24 protein-coding genes are annotated in these 23635 nt (G+C 67.3%); 14 read left to right on the forward strand and 10 right to left on the reverse strand.

Features of this window, described 5'->3' with window-relative positions; translation table 11 throughout:
- The first annotated feature begins 14 nt into the window (after positions 1 to 14).
- The 8 genes from ACK41U_RS08555 (at position 15) to ACK41U_RS08590 (ending at position 8679) form a co-directional block, all read left to right on the forward strand.
- On the forward strand, positions 15 to 1535 hold the full coding sequence (locus ACK41U_RS08555; protein WP_409678463.1) for an alpha-amylase family glycosyl hydrolase: 1521 nt from the start codon (positions 15 to 17) through the stop codon (positions 1533 to 1535).
- A 14-nt stretch (positions 1536 to 1549) separates the two neighbouring features.
- Positions 1550 to 2770 carry an ABC transporter ATP-binding protein gene (locus ACK41U_RS08560; protein ID WP_409678394.1) on the forward strand — a complete coding sequence of 407 codons (1221 nt, stop codon included), beginning with the start codon at positions 1550 to 1552 and terminating at the stop codon, positions 2768 to 2770.
- A 73-nt stretch (positions 2771 to 2843) separates the two neighbouring features.
- Positions 2844 to 3815, forward strand: a complete 972-nt coding sequence (locus tag ACK41U_RS08565) for a helix-turn-helix domain-containing protein (protein WP_409678397.1) — start codon at positions 2844 to 2846, stop codon at positions 3813 to 3815.
- A 115-nt stretch (positions 3816 to 3930) separates the two neighbouring features.
- A complete protein-coding gene (gene adh, locus ACK41U_RS08570; protein WP_409678400.1) occupies positions 3931 to 5457 on the forward strand; it encodes an aldehyde dehydrogenase in 1527 nt (508 codons plus the stop codon).
- Between the two features lie 103 nt (positions 5458 to 5560).
- Positions 5561 to 5815, forward strand: coding sequence for a hypothetical protein (locus tag ACK41U_RS08575; protein ID WP_409678403.1), 255 nt, complete (start codon positions 5561 to 5563; stop codon positions 5813 to 5815).
- Positions 5812 to 6141 carry a DUF779 domain-containing protein gene (locus ACK41U_RS08580; RefSeq protein WP_409678405.1) on the forward strand — a complete coding sequence of 110 codons (330 nt, stop codon included), beginning with the start codon at positions 5812 to 5814 and terminating at the stop codon, positions 6139 to 6141. The genes ACK41U_RS08575 and ACK41U_RS08580 overlap by 4 nt, the downstream gene beginning before the upstream one ends.
- Before the next feature lie 75 nt (positions 6142 to 6216).
- A complete protein-coding gene (argC, locus tag ACK41U_RS08585) occupies positions 6217 to 7134 on the forward strand; it encodes an N-acetyl-gamma-glutamyl-phosphate reductase (protein ID WP_409678408.1) in 918 nt (305 codons plus the stop codon).
- 435 nt (positions 7135 to 7569) lie between these two features.
- Positions 7570 to 8679 carry a calcium-binding protein gene (locus ACK41U_RS08590; RefSeq protein ID WP_409678411.1) on the forward strand — a complete coding sequence of 370 codons (1110 nt, stop codon included), beginning with the start codon at positions 7570 to 7572 and terminating at the stop codon, positions 8677 to 8679.
- A gap of 42 nt (positions 8680 to 8721) precedes the next feature.
- On the opposite strand, the gene dapB is transcribed toward ACK41U_RS08590, so the two are convergent.
- A complete protein-coding gene (dapB, locus tag ACK41U_RS08595; protein WP_409678465.1) occupies positions 8722 to 9531 on the reverse strand; it encodes a 4-hydroxy-tetrahydrodipicolinate reductase in 810 nt (269 codons plus the stop codon).
- Between the two features lie 96 nt (positions 9532 to 9627).
- Between dapB and rbfA the strand changes: the two genes are divergently transcribed.
- The 3 genes from rbfA to truB are packed head-to-tail and all read left to right on the forward strand — an operon-like array spanning position 9628 to position 11785.
- Positions 9628 to 10089, forward strand: a complete 462-nt coding sequence (rbfA, locus tag ACK41U_RS08600) for a 30S ribosome-binding factor RbfA (RefSeq protein ID WP_409678414.1) — start codon at positions 9628 to 9630, stop codon at positions 10087 to 10089.
- Positions 10079 to 10837, forward strand: coding sequence for a phosphodiester glycosidase family protein (locus tag ACK41U_RS08605; protein ID WP_409678416.1), 759 nt, complete (start codon positions 10079 to 10081; stop codon positions 10835 to 10837). The genes rbfA and ACK41U_RS08605 overlap by 11 nt, the downstream gene beginning before the upstream one ends.
- A 54-nt stretch (positions 10838 to 10891) precedes the next feature.
- The gene (gene truB, locus ACK41U_RS08610) at positions 10892 to 11785 is read left to right on the forward strand and encodes a tRNA pseudouridine(55) synthase TruB (RefSeq protein WP_409678419.1); all 894 of its coding nucleotides are present in this window, start codon (positions 10892 to 10894) and stop codon (positions 11783 to 11785) included.
- 65 nt (positions 11786 to 11850) lie between these two features.
- On the opposite strand, the gene ACK41U_RS08615 is transcribed toward truB, so the two are convergent.
- The 3 genes from ACK41U_RS08615 to ACK41U_RS08625 all read right to left on the reverse strand — a co-directional run bounded on the left by ACK41U_RS08615 (position 11851) and on the right by ACK41U_RS08625 (position 14521).
- On the reverse strand, positions 11851 to 12660 hold the full coding sequence (locus ACK41U_RS08615; RefSeq protein ID WP_409678422.1) for an NlpC/P60 family protein: 810 nt from the start codon (positions 12658 to 12660) through the stop codon (positions 11851 to 11853).
- Complete coding sequence (locus ACK41U_RS08620; protein ID WP_409678425.1) at positions 12660 to 14030, reverse strand: leucyl aminopeptidase family protein; 1371 nt, start codon at positions 14028 to 14030, stop codon at positions 12660 to 12662. The genes ACK41U_RS08615 and ACK41U_RS08620 overlap by 1 nt, the downstream gene beginning before the upstream one ends.
- 113 nt (positions 14031 to 14143) lie before the next feature.
- Entirely contained in the window at positions 14144 to 14521 is a 378-nt protein-coding gene (locus ACK41U_RS08625; protein ID WP_409678428.1) for a hypothetical protein, read from the reverse strand.
- Positions 14522 to 14662: 141 nt separating this feature from the next.
- Here ACK41U_RS08625 and ACK41U_RS08630 point away from each other — a divergent pair, with 141 nt between their 5' ends.
- Positions 14663 to 15310 (forward strand): carbonic anhydrase, encoded by a 648-nt coding sequence (locus ACK41U_RS08630; protein WP_409678430.1) that lies wholly within the window; start codon positions 14663 to 14665, stop codon positions 15308 to 15310.
- A gap of 64 nt (positions 15311 to 15374) precedes the next feature.
- On the opposite strand, the gene ACK41U_RS08635 is transcribed toward ACK41U_RS08630, so the two are convergent.
- From ACK41U_RS08635 to ACK41U_RS08655, 5 genes are all read right to left on the reverse strand, one after another.
- Positions 15375 to 16397, reverse strand: coding sequence for an aspartate-semialdehyde dehydrogenase (locus ACK41U_RS08635; RefSeq protein WP_409678433.1), 1023 nt, complete (start codon positions 16395 to 16397; stop codon positions 15375 to 15377).
- A 250-nt stretch (positions 16398 to 16647) separates the two neighbouring features.
- Positions 16648 to 17265 (reverse strand): glycosyltransferase family 29 protein, encoded by a 618-nt coding sequence (locus ACK41U_RS08640; protein ID WP_409678436.1) that lies wholly within the window; start codon positions 17263 to 17265, stop codon positions 16648 to 16650.
- The gene (locus ACK41U_RS08645) at positions 17262 to 18296 is read right to left on the reverse strand and encodes a glycosyltransferase family 4 protein (RefSeq protein WP_409678439.1); all 1035 of its coding nucleotides are present in this window, start codon (positions 18294 to 18296) and stop codon (positions 17262 to 17264) included. Before ACK41U_RS08645 ends, ACK41U_RS08640 begins: the two co-directional genes overlap by 4 nt.
- The gene (locus ACK41U_RS08650) at positions 18289 to 19479 is read right to left on the reverse strand and encodes an MFS transporter (protein WP_409678441.1); all 1191 of its coding nucleotides are present in this window, start codon (positions 19477 to 19479) and stop codon (positions 18289 to 18291) included. Before ACK41U_RS08650 ends, ACK41U_RS08645 begins: the two co-directional genes overlap by 8 nt.
- A 77-nt stretch (positions 19480 to 19556) precedes the next feature.
- The gene (locus ACK41U_RS08655) at positions 19557 to 20042 is read right to left on the reverse strand and encodes a hypothetical protein (RefSeq protein WP_409678443.1); all 486 of its coding nucleotides are present in this window, start codon (positions 20040 to 20042) and stop codon (positions 19557 to 19559) included.
- Between the two features lie 178 nt (positions 20043 to 20220).
- On the opposite strand from ACK41U_RS08655, the gene leuB reads away from it, so the two are divergent.
- The gene (gene leuB / locus ACK41U_RS08660) at positions 20221 to 21342 is read left to right on the forward strand and encodes a 3-isopropylmalate dehydrogenase (protein WP_409678446.1); all 1122 of its coding nucleotides are present in this window, start codon (positions 20221 to 20223) and stop codon (positions 21340 to 21342) included.
- A gap of 27 nt (positions 21343 to 21369) precedes the next feature.
- Here the strand turns inward: leuB and ACK41U_RS08665 are convergent, their stop codons facing one another.
- The gene (locus ACK41U_RS08665; RefSeq protein ID WP_409678449.1) at positions 21370 to 22902 is read right to left on the reverse strand and encodes a Na/Pi cotransporter family protein; all 1533 of its coding nucleotides are present in this window, start codon (positions 22900 to 22902) and stop codon (positions 21370 to 21372) included.
- An 83-nt stretch (positions 22903 to 22985) separates the two neighbouring features.
- On the opposite strand from ACK41U_RS08665, the gene ACK41U_RS08670 reads away from it, so the two are divergent.
- Positions 22986 to 23635, forward strand: a 650-nt coding sequence (locus ACK41U_RS08670; RefSeq protein WP_409678452.1) for a DMT family transporter, incomplete at its 3' end; no start/stop codon positions are given.

Here is a 23635-nt window from a genome sequence, read left to right on the forward strand (position 1 = left end):
TGACTGAAAAGACGATGGATTGGTGGAAGGGCGGGGTGATCTATCAGATCTACCCGCGCAGCTTTCAGGACACGACGGGCAGCGGCACCGGCGATCTGGGCGGCATTGCCCAGAGGCTGCCCTATGTCGCCTCGCTTGGGGTGGATGCGGTCTGGATCTCGCCCTTCTTCACCTCTCCGATGAAGGATTTCGGCTATGATGTCAGCGATTACTGCGGCATCGACCCGATCTTCGGGACGCCCGAGGATTTCGACTGGCTGATCGAAAGCGCCCATGATCAGGGGCTGAAGGTGCTGATTGATCTGGTGCTGTCGCACACCTCGGACCAGCATCCGTGGTTCAAGGAAAGCCGCCTCAGCCGCGACAATGCCAAGGCCGACTGGTATGTCTGGGCCGATCCGAAACCGGACGGCACGCCGCCGAACAACTGGCTGTCGATCTTTGGCGGGTCCGCGTGGCAATGGGACGCGCGGCGCGAGCAGTATTACCTGCACAACTTCCTCAACTCGCAGCCGGACCTGAATTTCCACAATCCGGCGGTGCAGACGGCGCTGCTGGAGGTTGCGAAATTCTGGCTGGAAAAGGGCGTTGACGGCTTCCGGCTGGACACGATCAACTTCTATTTCCACGACGCACAGCTGCGCGACAACCCGCCCTTGGCCAAGGAGTTGCGCCGCGCCGATACCGCGCCCGCCGTGAACCCCTATAACCACCAGAGCCACAAATACAGCAAATCGCAGCCCGAAAATCTGGCCTTTCTGGAACGCTTCCGCCAGGTGATCGAGCCGTTCGGTGCTGTCGTCGTCGGTGAGATCGGCGACAGCGAACGCGGGCTGGAATTGCTGGAGGAATATACCGGCGTGCCGGGCCGGGTGCAGATGTCATATGTGTTCGACTTCCTGTCGGGCGATGACCTGCAAGCGGGCGCCGTGGTCGGCGTGTTCGACCGTCTGCATCAGATCGCGCCCAACTCATGGCCCTGCTGGGCGATGTCGAACCATGACGTCGTGCGCCATATCAGCCGCTGGAACCTGACCGACCCCGCCGCCAAGGCCTATGCGACGGTGCTGATGTGCCTGCGCGGCTCGGTCTGTCTGTATCAGGGCGAGGAACTGGGCCTGCCCGAGGCAGAGCTGAAATTCGAGGATCTGCGCGATCCTTACGGCATCGAATTCTGGCCCGAATTCAAGGGCCGCGACGGCTGCCGGACGCCGATGGTCTGGGATATGGGCGTCAATGGCGGCTTTTCGACCAGTCAGCCGTGGCTGCCGGTGCCGCACACCCATCTGCAACGCACCGTCGTCAGCCAGGAGGCCGACGCGCAGTCGATGCTGCACCATTATCGTTGGGCCATCGGGCTGCGCCGCAAGCACAGCGCGCTGCGGGGTGGCACCATGACCGAGATGCGGTCGGACGGACCCGTTCTGTCCTTCCGCCGCTCGGACAATACACAGAGCCTGCTGATCCGCGCCAACCTGTCCGATGACGAGGTGGGCGGCTTGCAGCCGTGGCAGGTTCAGATCATCGAGGGTTAAGGGGGGATAACTGCATGGCCGAACTAAAACTGACGGGCATCGCCAAGGCCTATGGCGACGTTCAGGTTCTGAGTGACATCAATCTCGACATCACGTCGGGCGAGTTTGTCGTGTTCGTCGGTCCTTCGGGCTGCGGTAAATCGACCCTGCTGCGGATGATCGCGGGGCTGGAACAGATCAGCGGCGGTGAGCTGCAGATCGACGGGCAGGTGGTCAACGACATCCCGCCCAGCCAGCGCGGCATCGCGATGGTGTTTCAGTCCTACGCGCTTTATCCGCACATGAACGTGCGCGACAACATGGCCTTTGCGCTGAAGATCGCGGGCCAGTCCCGCGATCAGATCCGCGAGGCGACCGACCGTGCGGGCCGGATGCTGCAGCTGACGCCCTATCTGGACCGTCTGCCCAAGGCCCTGTCGGGCGGCCAGCGTCAGCGCGTGGCCATCGGACGCGCCATCGTGCGCGACCCCAAGGTCTATCTGTTCGACGAGCCGCTGTCGAACCTCGACGCCGCCTTGCGGGTGGCCACCCGGATCGAGATCGCGCAGCTCAAGGCGTCGATGCCCGACCGCACCATGGTCTATGTCACCCATGACCAGACCGAGGCGATGACCCTGGCCGACCGCATCGTGGTGCTGGCGGGTGGCGGCATCGCGCAGGTCGGCGCGCCGCTGGAACTGTATGAACGCCCTGTCAACGAATTCGTGGCCCAGTTCATCGGCAGCCCGGCGATGAACCTGCTGCCCGGTCGCGTGAAGACCGCAGGCGAGACGACCGTGGTGGCGCTGGACAGCGGGCTTCAGGCCGAGGTGGCCATCCCCACCCGCCCCGGCGACGAAGGCATGGTGGTCAATCTGGGCGTCCGCCCCGAGGATATGATCGAGGCACAGGACGGCGGTCTGTTCGAGGGCGAGGTCGATCTGACCGAAGCATTGGGCGAGGTGACGCTGCTTTATTTCGGCACCAAGGCCGACACCGTGCCGATCATCGCCAAGCTGCCGGGCATTCACCCGCGCCTGAACGGGCGCCGCGTGCGGCTGACCGCCGACCCGCAGGCGCTGCATCTGTTCCATGACGGCAAGTCGCTGCTCTATCGTGACGGGGTCAAGCTGCCGCCCTATCAGCCGCGCCGCATTGCGCCCTCGGGCAGCATGGGCGGGATGCCTGCGCCGCAGCAGGCCGGGGGCGACGGCATCGACGAAGGGGTCATCAAGCCTCAGGGCCCGGTCCGCTAAGATCCGCCCTGCCACCAAAGTCGTGAATTGCGTCGGGGCAAAACTGCGCTAACCTTGGCTGTGGGGGGAAGCCATGACACAGCGCAGCCACGCAGATCTTGTGGCCGAGCAGTCGCAGTCCAAATCCGCGACCTCGGCGCTGACCGCATCCTGGCGGCGGTCGATGCTGAAACACGGTCTGGACCCCGGCGACCACCGCCGCCCCGACCGCCTGTCCGACAGCGAGATCGCGGCACGCCGCCGCGACATGCAGATGTTTCTGGATGTCGCCGCCCCGCAGCTGGACCAGCTTTACAATCTGGTCTGCCTGTCGGGCTGCAATGTGCTGCTGACCGATGCGCAGGGGATTGCGCTGGATCAGCGCGTCTCGGACGGCGATGCCGCCCAGTTCCGGGAATGGGGCCTGTGGACCGGCGCCGACTGGTCCGAGGCCGCGCAGGGCACCAATGGCATCGGCACCTGTCTGGCCGAGGGGCGGCAGGTCACGATCCACCGCGACGAACATTTTCACACGCGCAACACCGCCATGTCCTGTATGGATGCGCCGATCTGGGGCCCCGACGGCCGCCTTGCCGCCGCTTTGGACATCAGCAGCGCGCGGGCCGACCAGACCGAGCGTTTCAACCGCCTGATCGCGGCGCAGGTCGCGCAGACCGCGAAGGCGATCGAGGCCATGTACTTCCGCGCCAGTTTTCCGCAGGCCCGGATCGTGGTTGCGCCCTCGGACATGGCCGATCAGGCGGTGCTGCTGGCGGTGGACAAGGATGATCTGGCCATCGGCGCCACACGTGCCGCCCGCCGCGCGCTGGGGCTGGAACGCGAAGGCGCGCTGCGCCCGCGCCCTGCCGCCGATCTGCTGGGCCGTCAGGATGATCTGTCCGGCTTTGACCGCGCCGAACGCGCCGCCGTGATGCGCGCGCTTGCGCGGGCCGGGGGCAATGTCAGTCAGGCGGCACGGGCGCTGGGGATCGGGCGGGCGACGCTGTATCGGCGCATGTCGCGGCTGGGGATCGGCGACAAGGACAGCAGACTGTCTCAGCCCTGAGACAGCTTCTGCGCTGCGGCGCAGATGCCCGATTGTGTCGAATCGGCCCGGCTGCACAGTGATTGTCAGACCCGCGGATGGGGAGATCCGGGGGACATTCCAGAGGAGGAACACCATGCCGAACGACCAGACACATGAGTTCAAGGGCGTGGGCGTCATGCCCTTTGCCAGCCGCTATGACAACTTTATCGGCGGCAAATGGACGGCGCCTAAATCGGGCCGCTACTTCACCAACACGACGCCGATCACCGGCGGCGATATTGGCGAAATCGCCCGCTCGGACGCGGCTGACATCGAGGCAGCGCTGGACGCGGCCCATGCCGCCAAGGGCGCCTGGGGCCGGGCCTCGACCACCGAACGCTCGAACGTGCTGCTGAAGATCGCCGACCGGATGGAGGCCAATCTCGAACTGCTGGCCACCGCCGAGACTTGGGACAACGGCAAGCCGATCCGCGAGACGATGGCCGCCGACCTGCCGCTGGCCGTCGATCACTTCCGTTACTTCGCGGGCGTGCTGCGCGCACAAGAGGGCGGCATCAGCGAGATCGACAACGACACCATCGCCTATCACTTCCACGAACCGCTTGGCGTGGTGGGTCAGATCATCCCGTGGAATTTCCCGCTGCTGATGGCCGTGTGGAAACTGGCGCCCGCGCTGGCTGCGGGCAACTGCGTGGTGCTGAAACCGGCGGAACAGACCCCGGCCAGCATCATGGTGTTCATGGATCTGATCGCCGATCTGCTGCCGCCGGGCGTGCTGAACATCGTGAACGGCTTTGGCCTTGAGGCGGGCAAGCCGCTGGCCAGCAACCCGCGCATCGCCAAGATCGCCTTTACCGGCGAGACGACGACCGGGCGCCTGATCATGCAATACGCCGCCGAGAACCTGATCCCGGTGACGCTGGAACTGGGCGGCAAGTCGCCCAACATCTTCATGGAGGATGTCTGCCGCGAGGATGACGATTTCTTCGACAAGGCGATCGAGGGTTTCGTGATGTTCGCGCTCAATCAGGGCGAGGTCTGCACCTGCCCGTCGCGCGCCCTGATCCATGAAAAGATCTATGACCAGTTCATGGAACGTGCGCTGAAACGCGTCGAGGCCATCGTGCAGGGCGATCCGCGCGATTCGGCGACGATGATCGGGGCGCAGGCCAGCAGCGAGCAGAAGGAAAAGATCCTGTCCTATTTCGACATCGGTCGGAAAGAGGGTGCCGAGATCCTGATCGGCGGCGAGGCGGCCGACCACGGCGGCGAGCTGTCGGGCGGCTATTACATCAAGCCGACGGTCTTCAAGGGCCACAACAAGATGCGGGTCTTCCAGGAGGAAATCTTTGGCCCGGTCGTCTCGGTGACCACCTTCAAGGACCATGACGAGGCGCTGTCGATCGCCAATGACACGCTTTACGGTCTGGGCGCGGGCCTGTGGTCGCGCGATGCGAACACCTGCTATCGCTTTGGCCGCGCCATTCAGGCCGGTCGCGTCTGGACCAACTGCTATCACGCCTATCCGGCCCATGCGGCCTTTGGCGGCTACAAGCAGTCGGGCATCGGGCGCGAAAACCACCGCATGATGCTGGACCACTATCAGCAGACCAAGAACATGCTGGTCAGCTACAGCCCCAAGAAGCTGGGCTTTTTCTGATCGCAGCCGGGGCGGCCCCTTGCGGGTCGCCCCGGCGCAACCGGCTGCGGGCCATGGGCGTTGGCGTTGGCGTTGGGATCAAACCCTTGTGCCAGGGCGCCAGATGCCCCCTGACCGCGACATCCTCGGCCCCGAAGACACCGGCGAAAGCGCGGGGCTGGCCGAAGTGAGGGCCGCCGACAGCGACAAGGCCCGCCAGACCCGTATCCGCGACGCGATCGGGACCGTCGCCGTCCGGCTGGGCCACCCGCCCGCGATCTGCCGCGAATGCCATCTCCATCCGGGCGTGACCGAGGGCTGTCTGGCGGATGAGCTGAAACCGGACATGCGCCTGCTGAAAAGGAGACTGACCCGATGAGCAAAGTCACCGCCACCCCCGAAGCCCTGCAACTGATCGCCGAGATCGTGGCCGATCACGGCCCGGTCCTGTTCCATCAGTCGGGGGGCTGCTGCGACGGGTCCTCGCCCATGTGCTATCCGAAAGGCGATTTCCGCATCGGAGAGCGGGACGTGAAGCTGGGCGAGATCGGCGGCGCGCCGTTCTACATCTCGGCCAGCCAGTACGAGACATGGAAGCACACCGACCTGATCATCGACGTGGTGGCGGGGCGCGGCGGCATGTTCAGTCTGGATAACGGGCGCGAAAAGCGGTTCCTGACCCGGTCCGAGATGTGCAGCCTGTGACACCCTGCCCGTGCAGCGTTGTGGCGCCCGCCGCTTTGGGCTACGAAGACAGCGTTTCGCAACAGGGGTGGTCACATGACCTATAGCGTCTTCATTGATGGCGAGGCCGGCACGACCGGGCTGCAGATCCGCGACCGGCTGCTGGGCCGCGACGACATCCGTCTGGTGCAGATCGACCCCGCCCGCCGCAAGGAGGCCGGCGCCCGGCACGAGGCCTTTGCGCAGGCCGATGTTGCGATCCTGTGCCTGCCCGACGATGCCGCCCGCGAGGCCGTGGCCCTGACCGCCGACATGAATGTGCGCCTGATCGACGCCTCGACCGCGCATCGGGTCGATCCCGACTGGGTTTACGGCTTCGCCGAACTGGCCCCCGAAATGCGCGAGAGGATCGCCAGCGCACGGCTGGTCAGCAATCCCGGCTGCTATTCCACCGGCTCGATCGCGATTCTGGCGCCGCTGATCGCCGCCGGGCTGGTCCGGCCCGACGAGGCTTTGTCGATCAATGCCGTCAGCGGCTATACCGGCGGCGGCAAGGCGCTGGTCGGCGAATACGAGGCAGGCGAGGCGCCCGCGCATTTCATCTATGGCCTGACGCAGGGCCACAAGCACATCCCCGAGATCATGGCCCAGACCGGCCTGACCCGCCGCCCGGTCTTTGCGCCGTCGGTCGGGAATTTCGCGCAAGGGATGGCGGTGCAACTGCCGCTGCATCTGGACGAGAATCGCAGCACCGACGCGCTGCATCAGGCGCTGGCCGCGCATTATGACGGGCAGAGCTTTATCCGCGTCGTGGGGGCCGATCAGATCGGCGCGCGTCTTGACCCGACCATGCTGAACGGCACCAACATGCTGCAACTCAGCGTGCATGGCGATGATGCCGTGGGCTGCGCGACGGTCGTGGCGGTGCTGGACAATCTGGGCAAGGGCGCCTCGGGTGCGGCAGTGCAGAACCTCAATATCATGCTGGGTCTGGACGAGGGTGCCGCGCTCTGACGGCAAACTCGCGTTAACGATGAATTAACGTTGACGGGAATCGCGGCGACTTCATAGATGCGCAGGCAGGGGGCGCCCCTGCCTGTTCGTCATCCTGTGAAAGCTTTTTCAATGGCCCGCATAAAAACCTCTGTGCCGTTTGACATGCTGAACCTTGATTTCAGCATACTTCATTACAACAACATCGACACGCAGCATCGCGATAACTCATATTTTGTTCATAATAACGCGGTCTATGAAGATTCGATTTTCGAGATATTCACAGAAAATGGCCTGAGGCGCGCCGGCGCATGGTCGGGTGAGGGCCTCACAGTCGGTGGTGATGACAGCTATACCGGCGGGCGAATTCAGCTCTACCTGCAGGTAAACTCGTTCGGCTACGAAATGTGGGAAATCACCGGCATCGACCTTGATGCACGGGATGTAAGTGCTGCCATGCGGACCCGAGACCGTGCCGATGATATGGCGCTGATCCGTCAGGCGCTTTCGGGCAACGACGATATCAGGCTCAGCGCCTATGACGACCGTGTCTCCGGGATGGACGGCAACGACACGATCTATGGTTTCGGCGGCAACGACACGCTTGGCGGCGGCACGGGCAATGACCGGCTGTATGGCGGCGACGGCAACGACTGGCTGCTGATGGACAGCGGCAATGACACGCTGGATGGCGGGCCGGGCCGCGACTGGGTGTCGCTGGCGGGCAATGCCCGTGCGGGGCGGATCGATCTGGCCATCACCGGGCCGCAGGACACCGGCCATGGCCGCGACGTGATCGTCAATATCGAGAATATTCAGGGCGGCATGGGCCGTGACACGCTGCTGGGAAATGCGCAGGACAACGTGATCCGGGGCGGGATGGGCGATGACCGCATCCTTGGCCGTCCGGGCAATGACCTGCTGGAGGGCAATCAGGGCCACGATCATATCGAGGGCGGTCTGGGCCATGACACCCTGCGCGGCGGGCTGGGTCATGACACCTTGCTGGGCGGACCCGGCAATGATCTGCTGGAAGGCAATCAGGGCAACGACGTGCTGTTTGGCGGATTTGGCGCCGACACGCTGTTCGGCGGTCTGGGCGATGACCGGCTGGAGGGGCATCAGGGCCACGATCTGCTCAATGGCGGGCCGGGCAATGACACGCTGCTGGGCGGGCTGGGCAACGATACGCTGGTCGGCGGGCAGGGGCTGGACTGGATGACGGGCGGCCCCGGCGCCGACATCTTCGTGTTCCGCGCGCTTGACGATACCAGCCCGGAGGCCGGTCGGGCCGACATGATCACTGATTTCCAGCAGGGTCAGGATCGCATCGACCTGCGCGAAATTGATGCCGACACGACCCGCGCGGGCAATAACAGCTTTGACTTTATCGGCATGGGCGCGCTGGACGGCGCCGGTCAGATGTCGTTCCGCAAGCTGGACCGTCCCGGCACCCGGAACGATATCACCCAGATCCTGATGGATGTGGATGGCGACGGGCGCGCGGATGCCATCATCCGGCTGGCGGGCCTGCACGACCTGACCGCAAACGACTTTCTGCTGTAACCGAACCCCCGGACCAGACGCGCTCTGGTCCGGGGGGCCGTCTCAGAGACCCAGCACGTCGTGCATGTCGTATTCGCCCGGCCCCTTGTCCTGACCCCAGATCGCCGCGCGGATGGCGCCGCGCGCAAAGATCGCCCGGTCGGTGGCCAGATGGCGCAGCACGATCCGCTCGCCCTCGGCGGCAAAGATCACATCATGCTCGCCCACCACATCGCCGCCGCGAATGGCGGCAAAGCCGATGCTGCCGGGTTTGCGGGCGCCGGTGATCCCCTCGCGCGCGGGCACTCGCAGCTCGGCCAGCGTGGCGCCCCGCCCCTCGGCGGCGGCCTCGCCCAGCATCAGCGCGGTGCCTGACGGGGCGTCGACCTTGTGGCGGTGATGCGCCTCGACCACCTCGATGTCCCAGTCTTCGCCAAGGGCTGCGGCGACCTTGCGGGTCAGGCCGACCAGCAGGTTGACGCCAAGGCTCATGTTGCCCGCCCGGATGATGGGCGCATGGCGTGCGGCAGCGGTCAGCGCGGCCAGTTGCGCAGCCTCGAACCCGGTCGTGCCGATCACATGCACCGCCCGCGCCTGCGCCGCCAGCTCGGCAAAGGCCAGCGTGGCGGCGGGGCTGGTAAAGTCGATCACCGCCTGCGCCTGTGCGATGGCGGTCACGGCGTCGTCGGTGACGGTGACGCCCGCCTCGGCCCCGCCCATGGCGTGACCCACATCGCGGCCCAGCCAGTCATGTCCGGGCCGCACCAGCGCGCCCACCAGCCGCAAATCGGGGTTGTCCAGGATCAGCCGGATCAGCATCTGCCCCATCCGCCCCGAGGCGCCGGTCACCACCACGCCCGGACGGTCGGGCATCTCGCTGTTCTGAAAATCGCTCATCTCGCACCCCTGCTGGCTGTGGCCGTGTCATATCCCGTTGCGGCGCAGCCCGCGACCCCCTACATCAGGGCCATGGCACAGAACCGTAATTCCCAAGGAAAAGGCCCCTCGCAGCGACAGTTGCGTGTGGGCGAGCTGATCCGGCGTTCGCTGTCCGACGTGCTTTTGCGCGGGGATGTGCATGACCCGGATCTGAACCGGCACTCGATCACCGTGGGCGAGGTGCGCATGGCGACCGACCTCAAGGCGGCGACGGCCTATATCCTGCCCCTCGGCGGGCAGGGCGCCCCAGAGGCGCTGGCCGCCCTGCGCCGCAACGCGCCCGAGCTGCGCCATCTGGTCGCCAAATCCATGACGCTGAAATACGCGCCGCAGCTGAAGTTCGAGCTGGATGAGACTTTCGACCGGATGGACGACACCCGTCGCATGTTCGCGGATGAGCGCGTGCGCCGTGACATCGAGGCGCCGGATGATGACGGCCCCGAGGAGGGCGCGCCCGAGGGTGTCGGGCCTGCGGATGGCGATGACCGCTGATCTGCCGCGCCGTCTTGGCGTGGCGCTGGGGATGCTGGTCGCGCTGGCCTTGCCCGCCGGGGCGGCGGTCTGCGAGCGGGTCGACCATGACGGGCAGGGTTATGTGCTGTGCGAGGTCGGGGCCGCGCAAGAGCCCGCCTTGCGGCTGTGGCAGGACGGCGCCGACGGGGCGCCCTTGCGCAATTTCAACAATGTCCGCCGCACGCTGGCACCGGGTGAGGCGCTTGGCTTTGCCATGAATGCGGGCATGTTTCACGCCGATTACCGGCCGGTGGGCCTGCTGGTCGTGGACGGGGTCGAACTGTCGGGCATCATCACGGGGGGCAGCGACGGCAATTTCGGCATGCTGCCCAATGGCGTCTTTTGCAGCGGCGGGGCGCAGCCCTTTGCCGTCGTCGAAAGCCGCCGTTTTGCGGGTCAGCGCCCGGATTGCCGGCTGGCGACGCAATCGGGACCGATGCTGGTGATCGACGGCGAATTGCACCCGCGCTTTCTGGTCGATTCGACCAGCCGCTATATCCGCAACGGTGTCGGCGTTTCGCCCGACGGGCAGCGGGCGTGGTTCGCCATCTCGAACCGTCCGGTGACGTTTCACGAATTCGGGCGGTTCTTCCGCGACGGGCTGGGCGTGCGCGATGCGCTGTATTTCGACGGCTCGGTCTCGCGGCTCTATGCGCCCTCGGTCAACCGGGCCGATTTCGGGCGCAGCATGGGGCCGATCATCGGGCTGGTCGGTCAGGACGGTTGACCCTGCTGCCGGGCGGGGCTATCCCCCCGGCCTTGCATTCAACGGAGGTTCACCATGGCGCGCAAAAAGGGCCGGGACATCAATGGCTGGCTGATCGTGGACAAGCCTGCGGGCGTGACCTCGACTGCGGTCGTGGCGAAGGTGCGTTGGGCGCTGGACGCGAAAAAGGCGGGCCATGCGGGCACGCTGGACCCCGATGCGACCGGCGTTCTGGCCGTGGCGCTTGGCGAGGCGACCAAGACCGTGCCGATCGTGACCGATGCGCTGAAATGCTATGATTTCACCGTGACCTGGGGCGCCGAGACGACGACCGACGATGCCTCGGGCGAGGTCGTGCGCCAGTCCGACACCCGCCCCGACCGTCCTGCCATCGAGGCCGCGCTGGCCGCCTTCCGGGGCGAGATCATGCAGGTGCCCCCGGCCTATTCCGCCGTCAAGGTCGAGGGCGAGCGCGCCTATGATCTGGCCCGCGAAGGCATCGAGATGGAGCTGGCCGCGCGGCCGCTATGGGTCGAGAGCCTTCATCTGCTGGAGGCGGATGCGGCAACGGCGCGGCTGGAAATGGTCTGCGGCAAGGGCGGGTACGTGCGGTCCATCGCGCGGGATCTGGGCCGGGCGCTTGGCTGTCTGGGCCATGTGGCGCATCTGCGGCGGACCTGGTCGGGGCCGTTTGACGCGGGCGATGGCGTCGAATTCGCGCGGGTGGATCGCGAGGCGCAGGGCTGGCTGGAGGAACAGATCAGGCCGCTGGAGACCGGGCTGACCGATCTGCCGATGCTGCGTGCCACGCCCGAGGGCGCGGTGCGCATCCGCAACGGCAATCCCGGTCAGGTGACCGGCATGGCGGAATGGGGTGAGCTGGTCTGGGTGTCGGACGCGGTGGGGCCGGTTTGTATCGGGCGGTATCAGGGCGGCACGGTCCAGCCTGAGCGGGTGTTCAATCTGTGAGGGCGTAGGGGGGCGCTGCCCCCCGGCTGCGCCTCCCCCCGGGATATTTCGGGACCAAAGCAGGGTCAGGGGCGGTGGGCGCCGAGGAAGGGGCCTTCGCCTGCGGACGTGATCCGGGTCACGGCCTGCGCGATGGGTTCGCGGATCACCGCCATTTGCCAGGCGGTGGCGTGGATCATCAGGTCGGGCGACAGGGCCATGGCGACATGACCGGGCCAGAACAGCAGATCGCCCCGGCGGATGCTGCCGGTGGCGGGGAAGGCTGCGCGCTGCAGGTCGCTGTCGCCGGGGCAGGGGATGTCGCAGGCCGCCAGCGCCGCCTGCACCAGGCCCGAGCAGTCGATGCCCCAGCGGCTGTTGCCGCCCCAGAGATAGGGTGTGCCCAGCAGGGTTTCGGCCACTGCGGCGGGGTCGGTGGCGGGATCGGTGCCGATATGCTGGAGGGGGACGTAGCCGCCGTCGGCGAGGCGGGCAAAGCGGGCGTCGGTTCCCGTGACCGACAGGCGGGCGCCGATCGACAGGGATGCTGTCTCGGGCTGCTTCATGTCGGGGGCGGGGTAGATGTGGGTGGCGGGGGCCGTCACGCGGTGGGTGAGGGGCGGCAGCCTGGTTGTCAGCGCGCGGCTGTCGAGCCAGCCGCAATAGCCGTCGGCATTGCTCTGGACGAAGCTGGTGCTGTTGTGGCTGTCGATCACGGTCACACCGGCGCCGAAGTTCAGTTGCCGGTCGCGGGGGCCTTCGGGCGCGCGCCGCAGATCTGCCAGCGGCACGGACAGGCGCGCGGGGTGGCCCGCGGTGAAGGCCGGGCGGTCGATCTGGCCGCGCAGGCGGTCCAGCGCGACGCGGTCGGTGGCAGGCGTCAGGCGGCGGTCCATCAGCGCGGCAGGATCTGCGGCAGCGCCGACAGGATTGCCCGTGCGCCCTGGCCCACGCCGCCTTTGGGGCGGCCCGGAGCGGCGGTGGGTTGCCAGCCATAGATGTCGAAATGCGCGTAGCGGCCGGCGCCTTCGGCAAAACGGCGCAGGAACAGCGCCGCCGTGATCGAGCCCGCCATGCCGCCTGATGGGGCGTTGTCGAGATCCGCGATGGCGGGTTCGATCTGCGTCTCGTAGGGGGCCCAGAAGGGCATCCGCCAGACCGGGTCGGCGACCTGCATCCCGGCCTGTTGCAGCGCCTGCGCGGTCGCGTCGTCGTCGCAGTAGAACGGCGGCAGGTCGGACCCAAGCGCCACCCGCGCAGCACCCGTCAGGGTCGCGAGGCTGATCATCAGATCGGGGCTTTCCTCGGCGCCGAAGGTCATCGCGTCGGCCAGCACCAGCCGCCCTTCGGCATCGGTATTGTTCACCTCGACCGACAGCCCCTTGCGGCTGGCCAGCACGTCGCCGGGCCGGAAGGCATTGCCCGCGACGCTGTTTTCCACCGCCGGGATCAGCACCCGGATGCGCATTCCCGCCGCGGCCCCGGTGCCCGCCAGCATCCGCAACAGGCCAAGTGCTGTGGCCGCGCCGCCCATGTCTTTCTTCATCAGCCCCATCGAGGCGCCGGGCTTGAGGTTCAGCCCGCCCGTGTCAAAGCACACGCCCTTGCCCACGATGGTCAGCAGCGGGCCGCTGTCGCCCAGCCGCATGTCGATCAGCCGGGGCTCGATCGCCGAGGCGCGGCCGACCGCGTGGATCAGGGGAAAGTTCTGTTTCAGCAGGGCATTGCCGCAGATCACCTCGACCCGCGCGCCAATGTCATTGCCCAGGGCGCGGGCGGCGGCCTCCAGCTTGTCGGGGCCGAGATCGCTGGCGGGGGTGTTGATCAGGTCGCGGGTCAGGAATTCGCCGCTGGCAATGGCGGTCTGGCGGGCGGCGTCCACCCCCTCGGGGCAGGACAGGCGCGGGCCGTCGGGGGCGGTGCCCTTGTAGCGGGTAAAGCGGTACTGGCCCAGCAGCCAGCCAAGCGCAGCCTCGTCCGGGTTCAGCCCCTCGGGCATCGCAGCCAGATGCCAGTCGCCCTTGGGCAGTGCATGGGCGCGCGCCAGCGCGAAACGGTCGCGGGCGGCCTGGTTGCGGTCGCCCAGACCCATCAGCGCGCCGGCCAGCCCGCCTGTGCCATCGGGCAGCAGGCAGATCTCGCCCGCGCGGGCCTGAAAGCCGCAGGCGCCGGGCCAGTCGCCTGCCTCGGGGGGGAGGTCCTGTCCTTTCCAGAGCAGCCACAGAGGGCGGGAGGTGGCCGAGGCCGGGGCGAATTCTGGGGTCATGAAGTGCTCCGTTCGCGGGGTGGGGCCAACCTACAGGCTGGGCCCCGGCCTGCAACCCCCGGCCTGCAACTCCTGCATCGCGTCCTCAGGCCCGCGCAATCAGGCCCGCGCAATCAGGCCAGCGCGGTGCGGTCCCAGATCGCGGTCAGCGAACGGTTGCCGACCCGCATCAGCCGTGTATGGACCGCAGCCAGTGCGGCAGGGTCGCGCCGGTCGGCGCAACTGCCCAGATCCATGGCCACACCTGCCAGCGACAGCAGCCCGATCTGCCATGCCAGCCGCGACATGCGTTCGGAATCGGCCACCACGGCGGCCAGATCCCCGGCGCGGACAGCAGCGTCCACGGTGGTCAGCGCGGCGGCCAGCTGTTCCAGCGCCAGCCCGATCACGGTCTGCGCCGCCGTTTCGCCCAGTTCGCTGACGATATCGCCCACGCGTCTTGTGTCCACGCGGACAGATTCAGATACGGCCAAGGCCGTCACATGCGCCATTCGCACCTCCAGGATTTGTGGCCCCACACCTTGGGCGACCATGAGGCCAAGCGATGAACAAAGCCTTGCGAGCGGCGGCAAAAAAGGCTCGAATTTGTCGCAAACACAGCCTATCACGCGTTGATGAACGCGAGGTCTGCCATGCACAACATCTCTCCTCTGCCCCAATATCTGGTCAAAAGATACCATGGCTGGAAGGCCACGGCCTATGCCGAGAACAGCGCCTGGTTCCGGCGTCTGGCCACAGAAGGCCAGCGCCCGCGCGCGATGGTCATCTCGTGCTGCGATTCGCGGGTGCATGTCACCAGCATCTTCGGTGCGGATTCGGGCGAGTTCTTCATTCACCGCAATATCGCCAATCTGGTGCCGCCCTATGCACCCGACGGGTTGCAGCACGGCACCTCGGCTGCGGTCGAATATGCGGTGGCGGCGCTGAAGGTCGCGCATCTGATCGTGGTGGGCCATACCCGCTGTGGCGGCGTGGCCGGGTGTCATGCGATGTGTTCGGGCGCGGCGCCGGAACTGGAGGACAAGACCAGTTTTGTCGGGCGCTGGATGGACATCCTGCGCCCCGGATACGAGCGGGTGAAGGATCTGCCCGAGGGCGATCAGGTCGACGCGCTGGAACGCGAGGCGGTGCTGGTCTCGATCGAGAACCTGATGACCTTTCCCTTTGTCCGCTCGGCGGTGGAATCGGGGCAGCTGTCGATCCACGGGCTGATGAATGACATCGGCGAGGGCACGCTGTTGCAGGCCGAGGATGGCGGCGCCCGGTGGGTCGCGATCTGAGCCACAAAAAAGGGGGCGGCAGGATCACCCGCCGCCCCCTTTTCGATCTGAATAACCGGAAAAGTCAGCCTTTTTTCAGCACCTTGTTGCCCAGCAGTTCCGCGATCTGCACCGCGTTCAGGGCCGCGCCCTTGCGCAGGTTGTCGCTGACGCACCACAGGTTCAGGCCGTTTTCGACCGTGCCGTCCTGACGGATGCGGCTGATGAAAGTGGCGTAATCGCCGACGCAATCAATCGGCGTGATGTAGCCGCCGGGCTCGCGCTTGTCGATCACCAGGATGCCGGGGGCCTCGCGCAGGATGTCGCGGGCCTCGTCCTCGTCCAGGAATTCCTCGAACTCGATATTGATCGATTCCGAATGGCCGACAAAGACCGGGACGCGCACGCAAGTTGCTGAAACCTTGATGGATTTGTCGATGATCTTCTTGGTTTCGACGACCATCTTCCATTCTTCCTTGGTCGAGCCGTCTTCCATGAAGACGTCGATCTGGGGAATCACGTTGAAGGCGATCTGCTTCTGGAACTTGTTCGGCGCGACCTCTTGGCCGGGCACATACATGCCCTTGGTCTGGTCCCACAGCTCGTCCATGCCGTCTTTGCCAGCGCCGCTAACCGATTGATAGGTCGAGACAACCACGCGCTTGATGCGGGCGCGGTCATGCAGCGGCTTCAGCGCCACGACCATCTGCGCGGTCGAGCAGTTGGGGTTGGCGATGATCATCTTGTTCTTGTAGTCAAAGATCGCCTCGGGGTTCACCTCGGGGACGATCAGCGGGATCTGCGGGTCGTAGCGATAGAGCGAGGAATTGTCGATCACGACGCAGCCCGCCGCCGCCGCCTTGGGGGCGTGGATCTTGGTCGCGTCCGAGCCGATGGCGAACAGCGCCATGTCCCATCCGGTCCAGTCGAACTGCTCAATATCCTTGATCTTCAGGGTCTTGTCGCCAAAGCTGACCTCTGTTCCCTGGCTGCGACGCGAGGCCAGAACGGCGATCTCGTCCACCGGGAACTGGCGCTCGGCCAGGATGTTCAGCATTTCGCGGCCCACATTGCCCGTGGCGCCTGCGACGACGACTTTGTAACCCATTTCCGGGGAACTCCTTTTCCTGCGGTCGGGGGCGTTTACCGCAAACGGGGGGGTATGGAAAGGGTCTTGGCCCGGACGGACCCCGCAACAGCTGCGTGCGTTGCATCGGCTGTGTCGCGCAACAGGGGGCGGGCAGGGGGCGCGGTGCGGCCAGCAAATGCTGGGTTTCGGGCCTCACCGGGCGTGCACGGGGGCGGCACCGGGCGTGCACAGGGCGTACACCGCTTGCGGGCGGTCCGTTAAGGTCCTGTCAGCGGATCAGGTGCAGGCGGGGGTCGTGGCGGAGAAGGTCCGCGACCCATGCGGCCTCGGCGTTGAAGTCATGGGGCACGTCGGCGGCGGCGCGGCGGCCCGACAGGCTGAGGCTGGCGAAGAAGTCAAAGCCATAGAGCGTCAGCGAGGCCAGCGGCGCGCGCAGCAGCAGCTCGATCATCATCGCGCCGGTGGTGGGCGGCGCGGCCAGCCGGTCGCGCAGCGCGTGATAATCGGTCAGCGGGTGCAGGTAGAAGCCGGGGCTGCGCGCGGTCTGCCAGTCCAGCCGCTTGCGCTTGGGCGACATCCACAACATGCGGGCGGGTGACAGGCGGGTGCGGTCCGCGTCAGACAGGCGGGTGGCCAGCGCCAGCCAGTCGGTGCGGCTGCCATGGCTGGCGGCATCGGGGATCGGCGCGCGGTTGATGCGGATCACCAGACCGGCGGCGTCGATGGCCGGGCCATGGGTCTGACCGGCCAGCGCGCGGGCATTGCCGATCAGCGCCACATCGCGGCCCGCCAGATCGGCCAGCAGCGCCGGTTGCGGCACCGACAGGGCGGCAATCGGCGCATCAGACCGCAGCAGGCGGGCGGCGGTGAAGGTCAGCCGGTTCATCGGGCGAGCAGATCGTTGTAGATCTGCACGAGGGCGCGGGCCTCGCCCTCGATGGCGTGGTTTTGCGCGACATGGGCGCGGGCTGTGTGACCTGCCGCCACGCGGGCCGCGTCGTCATCCAGCCAGCGGGCCAGTGCCTGCGTCAGGGCTGTGCTGTCGCCTGCGGGGATGAGGCTGCCGGTCTGGCCCTCGCGGATCAGGGTCTCATAGGCGCCGACGCGGGCGGCGACGGTGGGGACGCCGCAGGCCATCGCCTCGAGCGGCGTCAGGCCGAAGCCCTCCCACCGGGCGGGGGCGGTGAACAGGTCCAGCGCCTGATAATGGCGCACGACCTGATCCCATGGCAGTTCCCCCAGAAAGCGGATGCGGTCGGTCAGGCCAGCGGCGGCGATCTGCGCCTTGAGGTCATCGGCAAAGCCCTGATTGTCGGCGGTGATGCGCCCGGTCATCAGGATCTGGACGCGGGGGCGCGCGGGCAGCAGCGCCAGCCCGGCCTGCACCAGCAGGTCGATGCCCTTTTGCGCGCGGACCCGGCCAAAGCAGCCGATCAGCACGGCGTCCGGGTCCAGCCCCAGCTCGCGGCGCAGGGCCGTGCGGTCGGGGGCGGGGTGAAAGACGTCGGTATCGACGCCGTGCAGGATCACCTGCGCGGGGCGCTCCAGATAGCTGGCGGCCTGCGGCGAGGTCGCCACCAGCGCATCCTGCCGGCGGATCAGCCAGCGGGTCAGCGGCTTGTGGTGGCGCTGGGCGGCCGAGGTGAACAGCAGCCGGTATTTGCGGCGCAAGATGTGGCGCAGGATCAGCCCCAGCGCCATTTCGGTGTTGCGCCTTGCGTGCCAGACGCGCCAGCGGTCGCGGGGCATGCAGGCGGCGCGCATCAGCGGGATATGGGGCAGGCCGGGCGGCAGGCCGGGGCCGGTGGCGCGGATGTCGATCATGCGCGCCTGCACCGGGATCAGCCGCACCACGGTTGCCGTCACCCCCGACAGGCGGCGTTTCAGATTGGGGGCAATGACGAGCGGATCAGCCATGTTTCGCCTCGGGCGTTCGGAAATACAGCACGTACCCGATCACCAGCGGGATCAGGAAGAACAGCCACAGCATAGAGAAGGCCTGCGCCGGGGGATAGGCCGCGCTGGCGCCGTCATAGACCGGGCGCGAGGCGAATTGCATGGCGCCCACGCCGCCGATCGAGAACATGTTGAGGAAGGTGACGCCGCGCCCCACCAGATGTTGGGGCAGAAAGGACCTTCCATGCGCCATCAGCAGCGGGAAGGCGGCGCCGGAGAACCCGACCAGCGCCAGCAGGACCACGGCCAGCGGCAGGCCCGGCTGCGGCACCAGCCACATGGTGGCCAGCACCACGATGATGGCGCCGGTAAAGATCAGGATGGTGCGGCGCAGGCTGCCCAGCAGGCGCGCGGCGGGGCCGACGGCAAAGTTGCCCACCACCATGGCCAGCCCCATCGCCAGCGTCGCATTGCCGATGGTGCGGGCATCGGCGGCAAAGACCTGTTCCAGCCACGGCGCCGCCCAGAGGCCCCGGACCGCGCCCGAGGCGGCATAGTTGATGGTGAACAGCGGCAGGATGAACCACAGCGCGCGGATGCGCAGGATCTCGGCCAGTGAGCCTTTGGGCTGGTCGGCGCCAAGCCGGGCCGGGTCGCGCACGCAGGTCAGGATCATCAAAGCGACGGCCAGCGTCAGCGCCGCCAGCAGCCACAGGGTCGCGCGCCAGCCGATCGCCTGGGTCACCCAGACCAGCGGCGCGGCGCCGAGGATATTGCCCAGTGAGCCAAAGCCCACCACCGCGCCTGCCAGCGTGCCGAAGGCTGCCGCCGGGTATTCGCGGGCAAAGATGTAGTAGGACCCCATCAGCGCAGGCGCGCAGCCCATGCCCAGCAGGGTCAGCGACAGGTGCAGATGCCCGGGCGCTGTGGCCAGCGCGAAGACGGCCGCGCCGCCGCCGCCGCCAAGCGCCATCATCCAGCCGACCGTGCGGCGGGGGCCAAAGCGGTCCAGCGCCTGCCCCACGGGGATCTGCATGACGGCGAAGGCGATGAACCACAGGCCGGATGACAGGGCCAGATCGCCGGGCGTGGCGCCCAGTTCCGCCTGCAGCACCGGCGTCATCACCGCCAGAAAGGCGCGATAGAACTGGCTGAGCACATAGGCCAGCACGAGGCTGACGATTCCGGCCGAGATTGCGGGCATGCTGTCCTCCGTTCCCCGGCACGCAAGCTGCGTCAAGGAACGGAAAGCTGCAAGATGTGCAATTCCGGGGTGGATGCCTATTCGGCAGGCGCTTCTGCGGGCGTTTCGGGTTCGGGTTCGGGCTCTGCGTGATCGGGCGGGTCGGGGCGGGTGTCGCCCCCCATGTCGACGAGGCGCTGGATCAACCGGGTGACGCCGGGGCCGCGGGTGTCGCAGGCGGCGGGGTCGTCCAGCAGGTTGAAGGCCGGGCGGAAGAATTCGCGGTCATAGGCCAGCGGGTCCAGCCCAAGCTGCGCCGTCAGCGCGTCCGAGGTGCCGTTCAGCAGCTGCCATTCGCCATCGTTGACGGTATGGTCGGGGCAGTTCTCGCTGATGACATTCGCCTCGGCCAGCTCGCGGGTCAGGGTGCGCGCCTCATCGTCGGACAGGGCCGAGACATCGGGCAGCGGCACCACCAGCCGGTCGCCCGGCACGCCGTCGGCGCCCTGCGCCAGCGCCTGTCCCGCCAGCAGCAGCGCGCCCGCCAGCACGGTTCCGATCATGATCGCATCCCAGGTCTTCATCGCATTCCCCCCGTTCGGTCGCGGCGTCTGTCGTTGCGCGCAGGGTCGCGGCAGGCGCGCGTCAGTGCAAGGCAACTCACCGTGAGCAGGGGCGTGAACATGCCCGTGAACTTGACCGGGGCGCAACGCTTGGTCTAACCCGGCCCTGCGCCGCGCCCGGCGCCTGAATGGAGGGTTCATGTCCGATCACTATTCGCTTCTTATCCTGCCCGGCGACGGGATCGGCCCCGAAGTCATGGCCGAGGTCACCAAGGTCATCGACTGGTTCAGCGCGAACCGGGGCATGGCGTTCGAGGTCAGCCACGGGCTGGTCGGCGGGTCGTCCTATGACGCGCATGGCACGCCGCTGACCGATGAGACGATGGCGCTGGCGCAATCGGTGGATGCGGTGCTGCTGGGCGCCGTGGGCGGGCCGAAATACGACAGTCTGGATTTCAGCGTCAAACCCGAGCGGGGCCTGCTGCGCCTGCGCAAGGAGATGGACCTGTTTGCGAACCTGCGCCCGGCGCAATGCTTTGACGCGCTGGCCGATTTCAGCAGCCTCAAGCGCGAGGTCGTGGTCGGTCTGGACATCCTGATCGTGCGCGAACTGACCAGCGGCGTCTATTTCGGCGAGCCGCGCGGCATCCATGCCGATGACAACGCCGACAATGAGGGTGGCCGCGTCGGCATCAACACCCAGCGCTATACCAGCGGCGAGATCCGCCGGGTCGCGCGCGCCGCCTTCGAGCTGGCCGCCAAGCGTCGCGGCAAGGTCTGTTCGATGGAAAAGGCCAATGTGATGGAATCGGGCATCCTGTGGCGCGAGGAAACGCAATGGGTGCATGACAACGAATACCCGCAGATCGAGCTGTCGCACATGTATGCCGATAACGGGCTGATGCAGCTGGTCCGCCAGCCGGGCCAGTTCGATGTGATCCTGACCGACAACCTGTTCGGCGATCTGCTGTCGGATGCGGCGGCGATGCTGACCGGCAGCCTTGGCATGCTGCCCTCGGCCAGCCTTGGCACGCCGATGGCCAATGGCCGTCCCAAGGCGATGTACGAGCCGGTCCATGGCAGCGCCCCCGACATTGCCGGGCAGGGTAAGGCCAACCCGATCGCCTGCATCCTCAGCTTTGCGATGGCGCTGCGCTATAGCTATGCCGAGGGGGCGGCCGCCGATGCGCTGGAAGCCGCGGTCGAGCGGGTGCTGGCCGATGGCGTGCGCACCGCCGATCTGCTGGGTCCGCAGGGCGGCACGCCGGTCAGCACCGCCGAGATGGGCGACCGGATCGTGGCCGCGCTGGCTGCGGGCTGATTCTGCGGGCTGAATCTGCGGGCTGATTTATTGCGGCGGCGGCAGGGGATGACCTGCCGCCGCGTGCCGCGCCAGCCCCTCCAGATGGTCGGCCACGCGGGCCAGCCAGCGCGCGGCATCGCTGTCGAGATAGATCTGCGCCGGATCGCGCGGCGTTCCTGACAGCGCCGCCTGCCGCAGACGCGCGGCCCGGCGCCGGGTCAGCGCGGCCAGACGGGCAAGCCGTTCGGGCTGGCCCGCCAGTGCCGCCGCAGCCAGCGCGCGGGCCGGGCGGCACAGCGCCGGATGGGCCTGCACCGTGGCGAGGCTTTCACGATCGTCAAGCCGGTCCTGAAGCCGGGTCAGGTGGTCGATGCGGTGCAAAAGGCTGCGATAGCGCGCCAGCAGCAAGGGCTGATCGCGCGCCACACCGATGCGCGCGAGCCATGTGGCAAGCGCCGTCAGCGCCTGCCGGATCTGGCCCGAGGTCGCGGCAAGGGGCCTTAGATCCGGCCCGGGCGTCAGGGCGGCGGCAAGGGCCGTGGCCTGCTGGCGGGCGGCGCGGCGCGCGACGCTGTCGGCGGCATCCATCGCCGCCGCCGCGTCGGACAGCAGCCTCGGGTCCAGCTGCGTGGCCAGTGCCGGGCTGCGGTCGGGGACCAGCCAGCCGATCAGCGCCGCAAAGGGCCGGATCAGCGGCAGAAACACCAGCGCGCCGAGAATATTGAACGCGCTGTGAAACAGGACCAGCGCGGTCTGCGGATCGGCGCGCATCAGCAGCGGCGCCAGCAGGCCCAGCAGCGGCAGGGCCAGCGCCGCCGTCACCAGATTGAACAGCAGATTGGCCAGCCCGGTCATGCGCACCTCGCGCGAGCCGCCGATGGCGGTCAGCAGGGCGGTAAAGGTCGTGCCGACATTCATGCCGATCACCAGCGCCGCCGCCTGTGTCATGCCGATGGCGCCCGAGCCCAGCAGCACCAGCGCCATCGCCACCCCCGCGCTGGAGCTTTGGGTGATGGCGACCAGCACCATGCCCATCGCGGCCAGCACCAGCCAGCCGCCCGGACCATCGCCCGGCAAACGGTCCAGCCAGCGGGCGGCGTCGATGTCAGCCATGGCGGCCTGCATCATGTCCAGCCCCAGAAACAGCAGCGCCACGCCCGCCAGCATCCGGCCCAGCCGCACCCCCCGGCCCCGGCCCAGCACCATCATCAGGCTGGCCGCGAACAGCACCGGCAGCATGATCTGGCCCAGCTTCAGCTTGAAGCCCAGCATGACCACGATCCAGCCGGTGACGGTCGTGCCGATATTGGCCCCCAGCAGAATGCCCAGAGATTGGGCAAAGCTGAGGATTCCGGCGCCGACAAACCCGATTGTCATCACTGTGACCGCCGTCGAGGACTGCACCACCGCCGTTGCGGCAAGTCCCGTGGCCACCCCCCGCAGCGGCGTGGTCGTCAGCCGCGCCAGCCACTGACGCATGCGGTCGCGGCCCAGTTCACGCAGGGCGCCGGTCATCGTTTCCATCCCGAACAGGAACAGGCCGATGCCGCCCAGAAAGGAGAGGAATGACACGCTCATGTCGCGAGCCTGCACGACGAATGCAGGATTGACAATCCGGCCCCGACCCCTTGGTCTGGCGCCAACACCGACCCGGAGGGATCATGGCTTCGAACAACCTGCGCGGCGCCGCGCTGGCGCTGCTGGCAATGGGAATTTATGCGACCCATGACGTTGTGATCAAGACGCTGGGCGGCACCTATCCGCCGTTGCAGATCCTGTTCTTTGCCTCGCTGCTGTCTTTCCCGCTGGTGACGCTGATCCTGCTGCGCGACCCCAATCCGGGCACCTTGCGGGCGACCAATCCCGGCTGGGTGGCGCTGCGGACCGTCTGTGCGGTGATCGGCGGCATGTGCGGCTTCTATGCGTTTTCGACCACGCCCCTGGCGCAGGTCTATGCGATCCTGTTCTCGATGCCCTTGCTGATCACGGTGCTGTCGATCCCGCTGTTGGGCGAAAAGGTGGGGCGGCACCGCTGGATCGCCGTCGCGCTGGGTCTGATCGGCGTGATGATCGTGCTGCGGCCGGGCACACAGTCGCTGTCGGCGGGCCATCTGGCGGCGCTGGTGGCGGCGGTGACCGGGGCCACGGCCGCGGTGATCATCCGCCGCGTCGGCGGGACCGAGCGGCCGATGGTGCTGATGATGTGGCCGATGCTGGCCAACTTCGTGGTGACCGGCGCCTCGCTGAGCCTGGCCTATGAGCCGATGGCGCTGGCCGATATGGGGCTGAGCGCGCTGATCGCGGCGATGGG

This window comes from Paracoccus sp. (in: a-proteobacteria), from assembly GCF_046289755.1.
GTDB lineage: Bacteria > Pseudomonadota > Alphaproteobacteria > Rhodobacterales > Rhodobacteraceae > Paracoccus.

Coding starts and splice junctions, on each gene's coding strand:
- ACK41U_RS08575 (WP_409678403.1), top strand. CDS start 5,561: ATGCCCCCTGACCGCGACATCCTCGGCCCCGAAGACACCGGCGAAAGC.
- rbfA (WP_409678414.1), top strand. CDS start 9,628: ATGGCACAGAACCGTAATTCCCAAGGAAAAGGCCCCTCGCAGCGACAG.
- ACK41U_RS08630 (WP_409678430.1), top strand. CDS start 14,663: ATGCACAACATCTCTCCTCTGCCCCAATATCTGGTCAAAAGATACCAT.
- ACK41U_RS08560 (WP_409678394.1), top strand. CDS start 1,550: ATGGCCGAACTAAAACTGACGGGCATCGCCAAGGCCTATGGCGACGTT.
- ACK41U_RS08590 (WP_409678411.1), top strand. CDS start 7,570: ATGCGGACCCGAGACCGTGCCGATGATATGGCGCTGATCCGTCAGGCG.
- leuB (WP_409678446.1), top strand. CDS start 20,221: ATGTCCGATCACTATTCGCTTCTTATCCTGCCCGGCGACGGGATCGGC.
- ACK41U_RS08650 (WP_409678441.1), bottom strand. CDS start 19,479: ATGCCCGCAATCTCGGCCGGAATCGTCAGCCTCGTGCTGGCCTATGTG.
- ACK41U_RS08555 (WP_409678463.1), top strand. CDS start 15: ATGGATTGGTGGAAGGGCGGGGTGATCTATCAGATCTACCCGCGCAGC.
- dapB (WP_409678465.1), bottom strand. CDS start 9,531: ATGCCCGACCGTCCGGGCGTGGTGGTGACCGGCGCCTCGGGGCGGATG.
- ACK41U_RS08620 (WP_409678425.1), bottom strand. CDS start 14,030: ATGACCCCAGAATTCGCCCCGGCCTCGGCCACCTCCCGCCCTCTGTGG.
- ACK41U_RS08655 (WP_409678443.1), bottom strand. CDS start 20,042: ATGAAGACCTGGGATGCGATCATGATCGGAACCGTGCTGGCGGGCGCG.
- ACK41U_RS08580 (WP_409678405.1), top strand. CDS start 5,812: ATGAGCAAAGTCACCGCCACCCCCGAAGCCCTGCAACTGATCGCCGAG.
- ACK41U_RS08565 (WP_409678397.1), top strand. CDS start 2,844: ATGACACAGCGCAGCCACGCAGATCTTGTGGCCGAGCAGTCGCAGTCC.
- ACK41U_RS08615 (WP_409678422.1), bottom strand. CDS start 12,660: ATGGACCGCCGCCTGACGCCTGCCACCGACCGCGTCGCGCTGGACCGC.
- truB (WP_409678419.1), top strand. CDS start 10,892: ATGGCGCGCAAAAAGGGCCGGGACATCAATGGCTGGCTGATCGTGGAC.
- ACK41U_RS08665 (WP_409678449.1), bottom strand. CDS start 22,902: ATGAGCGTGTCATTCCTCTCCTTTCTGGGCGGCATCGGCCTGTTCCTG.
- ACK41U_RS08625 (WP_409678428.1), bottom strand. CDS start 14,521: ATGGCGCATGTGACGGCCTTGGCCGTATCTGAATCTGTCCGCGTGGAC.
- ACK41U_RS08605 (WP_409678416.1), top strand. CDS start 10,079: ATGACCGCTGATCTGCCGCGCCGTCTTGGCGTGGCGCTGGGGATGCTG.
- ACK41U_RS08640 (WP_409678436.1), bottom strand. CDS start 17,265: ATGAACCGGCTGACCTTCACCGCCGCCCGCCTGCTGCGGTCTGATGCG.
- ACK41U_RS08635 (WP_409678433.1), bottom strand. CDS start 16,397: ATGGGTTACAAAGTCGTCGTCGCAGGCGCCACGGGCAATGTGGGCCGC.
- argC (WP_409678408.1), top strand. CDS start 6,217: ATGACCTATAGCGTCTTCATTGATGGCGAGGCCGGCACGACCGGGCTG.
- ACK41U_RS08645 (WP_409678439.1), bottom strand. CDS start 18,296: ATGGCTGATCCGCTCGTCATTGCCCCCAATCTGAAACGCCGCCTGTCG.
- adh (WP_409678400.1), top strand. CDS start 3,931: ATGCCGAACGACCAGACACATGAGTTCAAGGGCGTGGGCGTCATGCCC.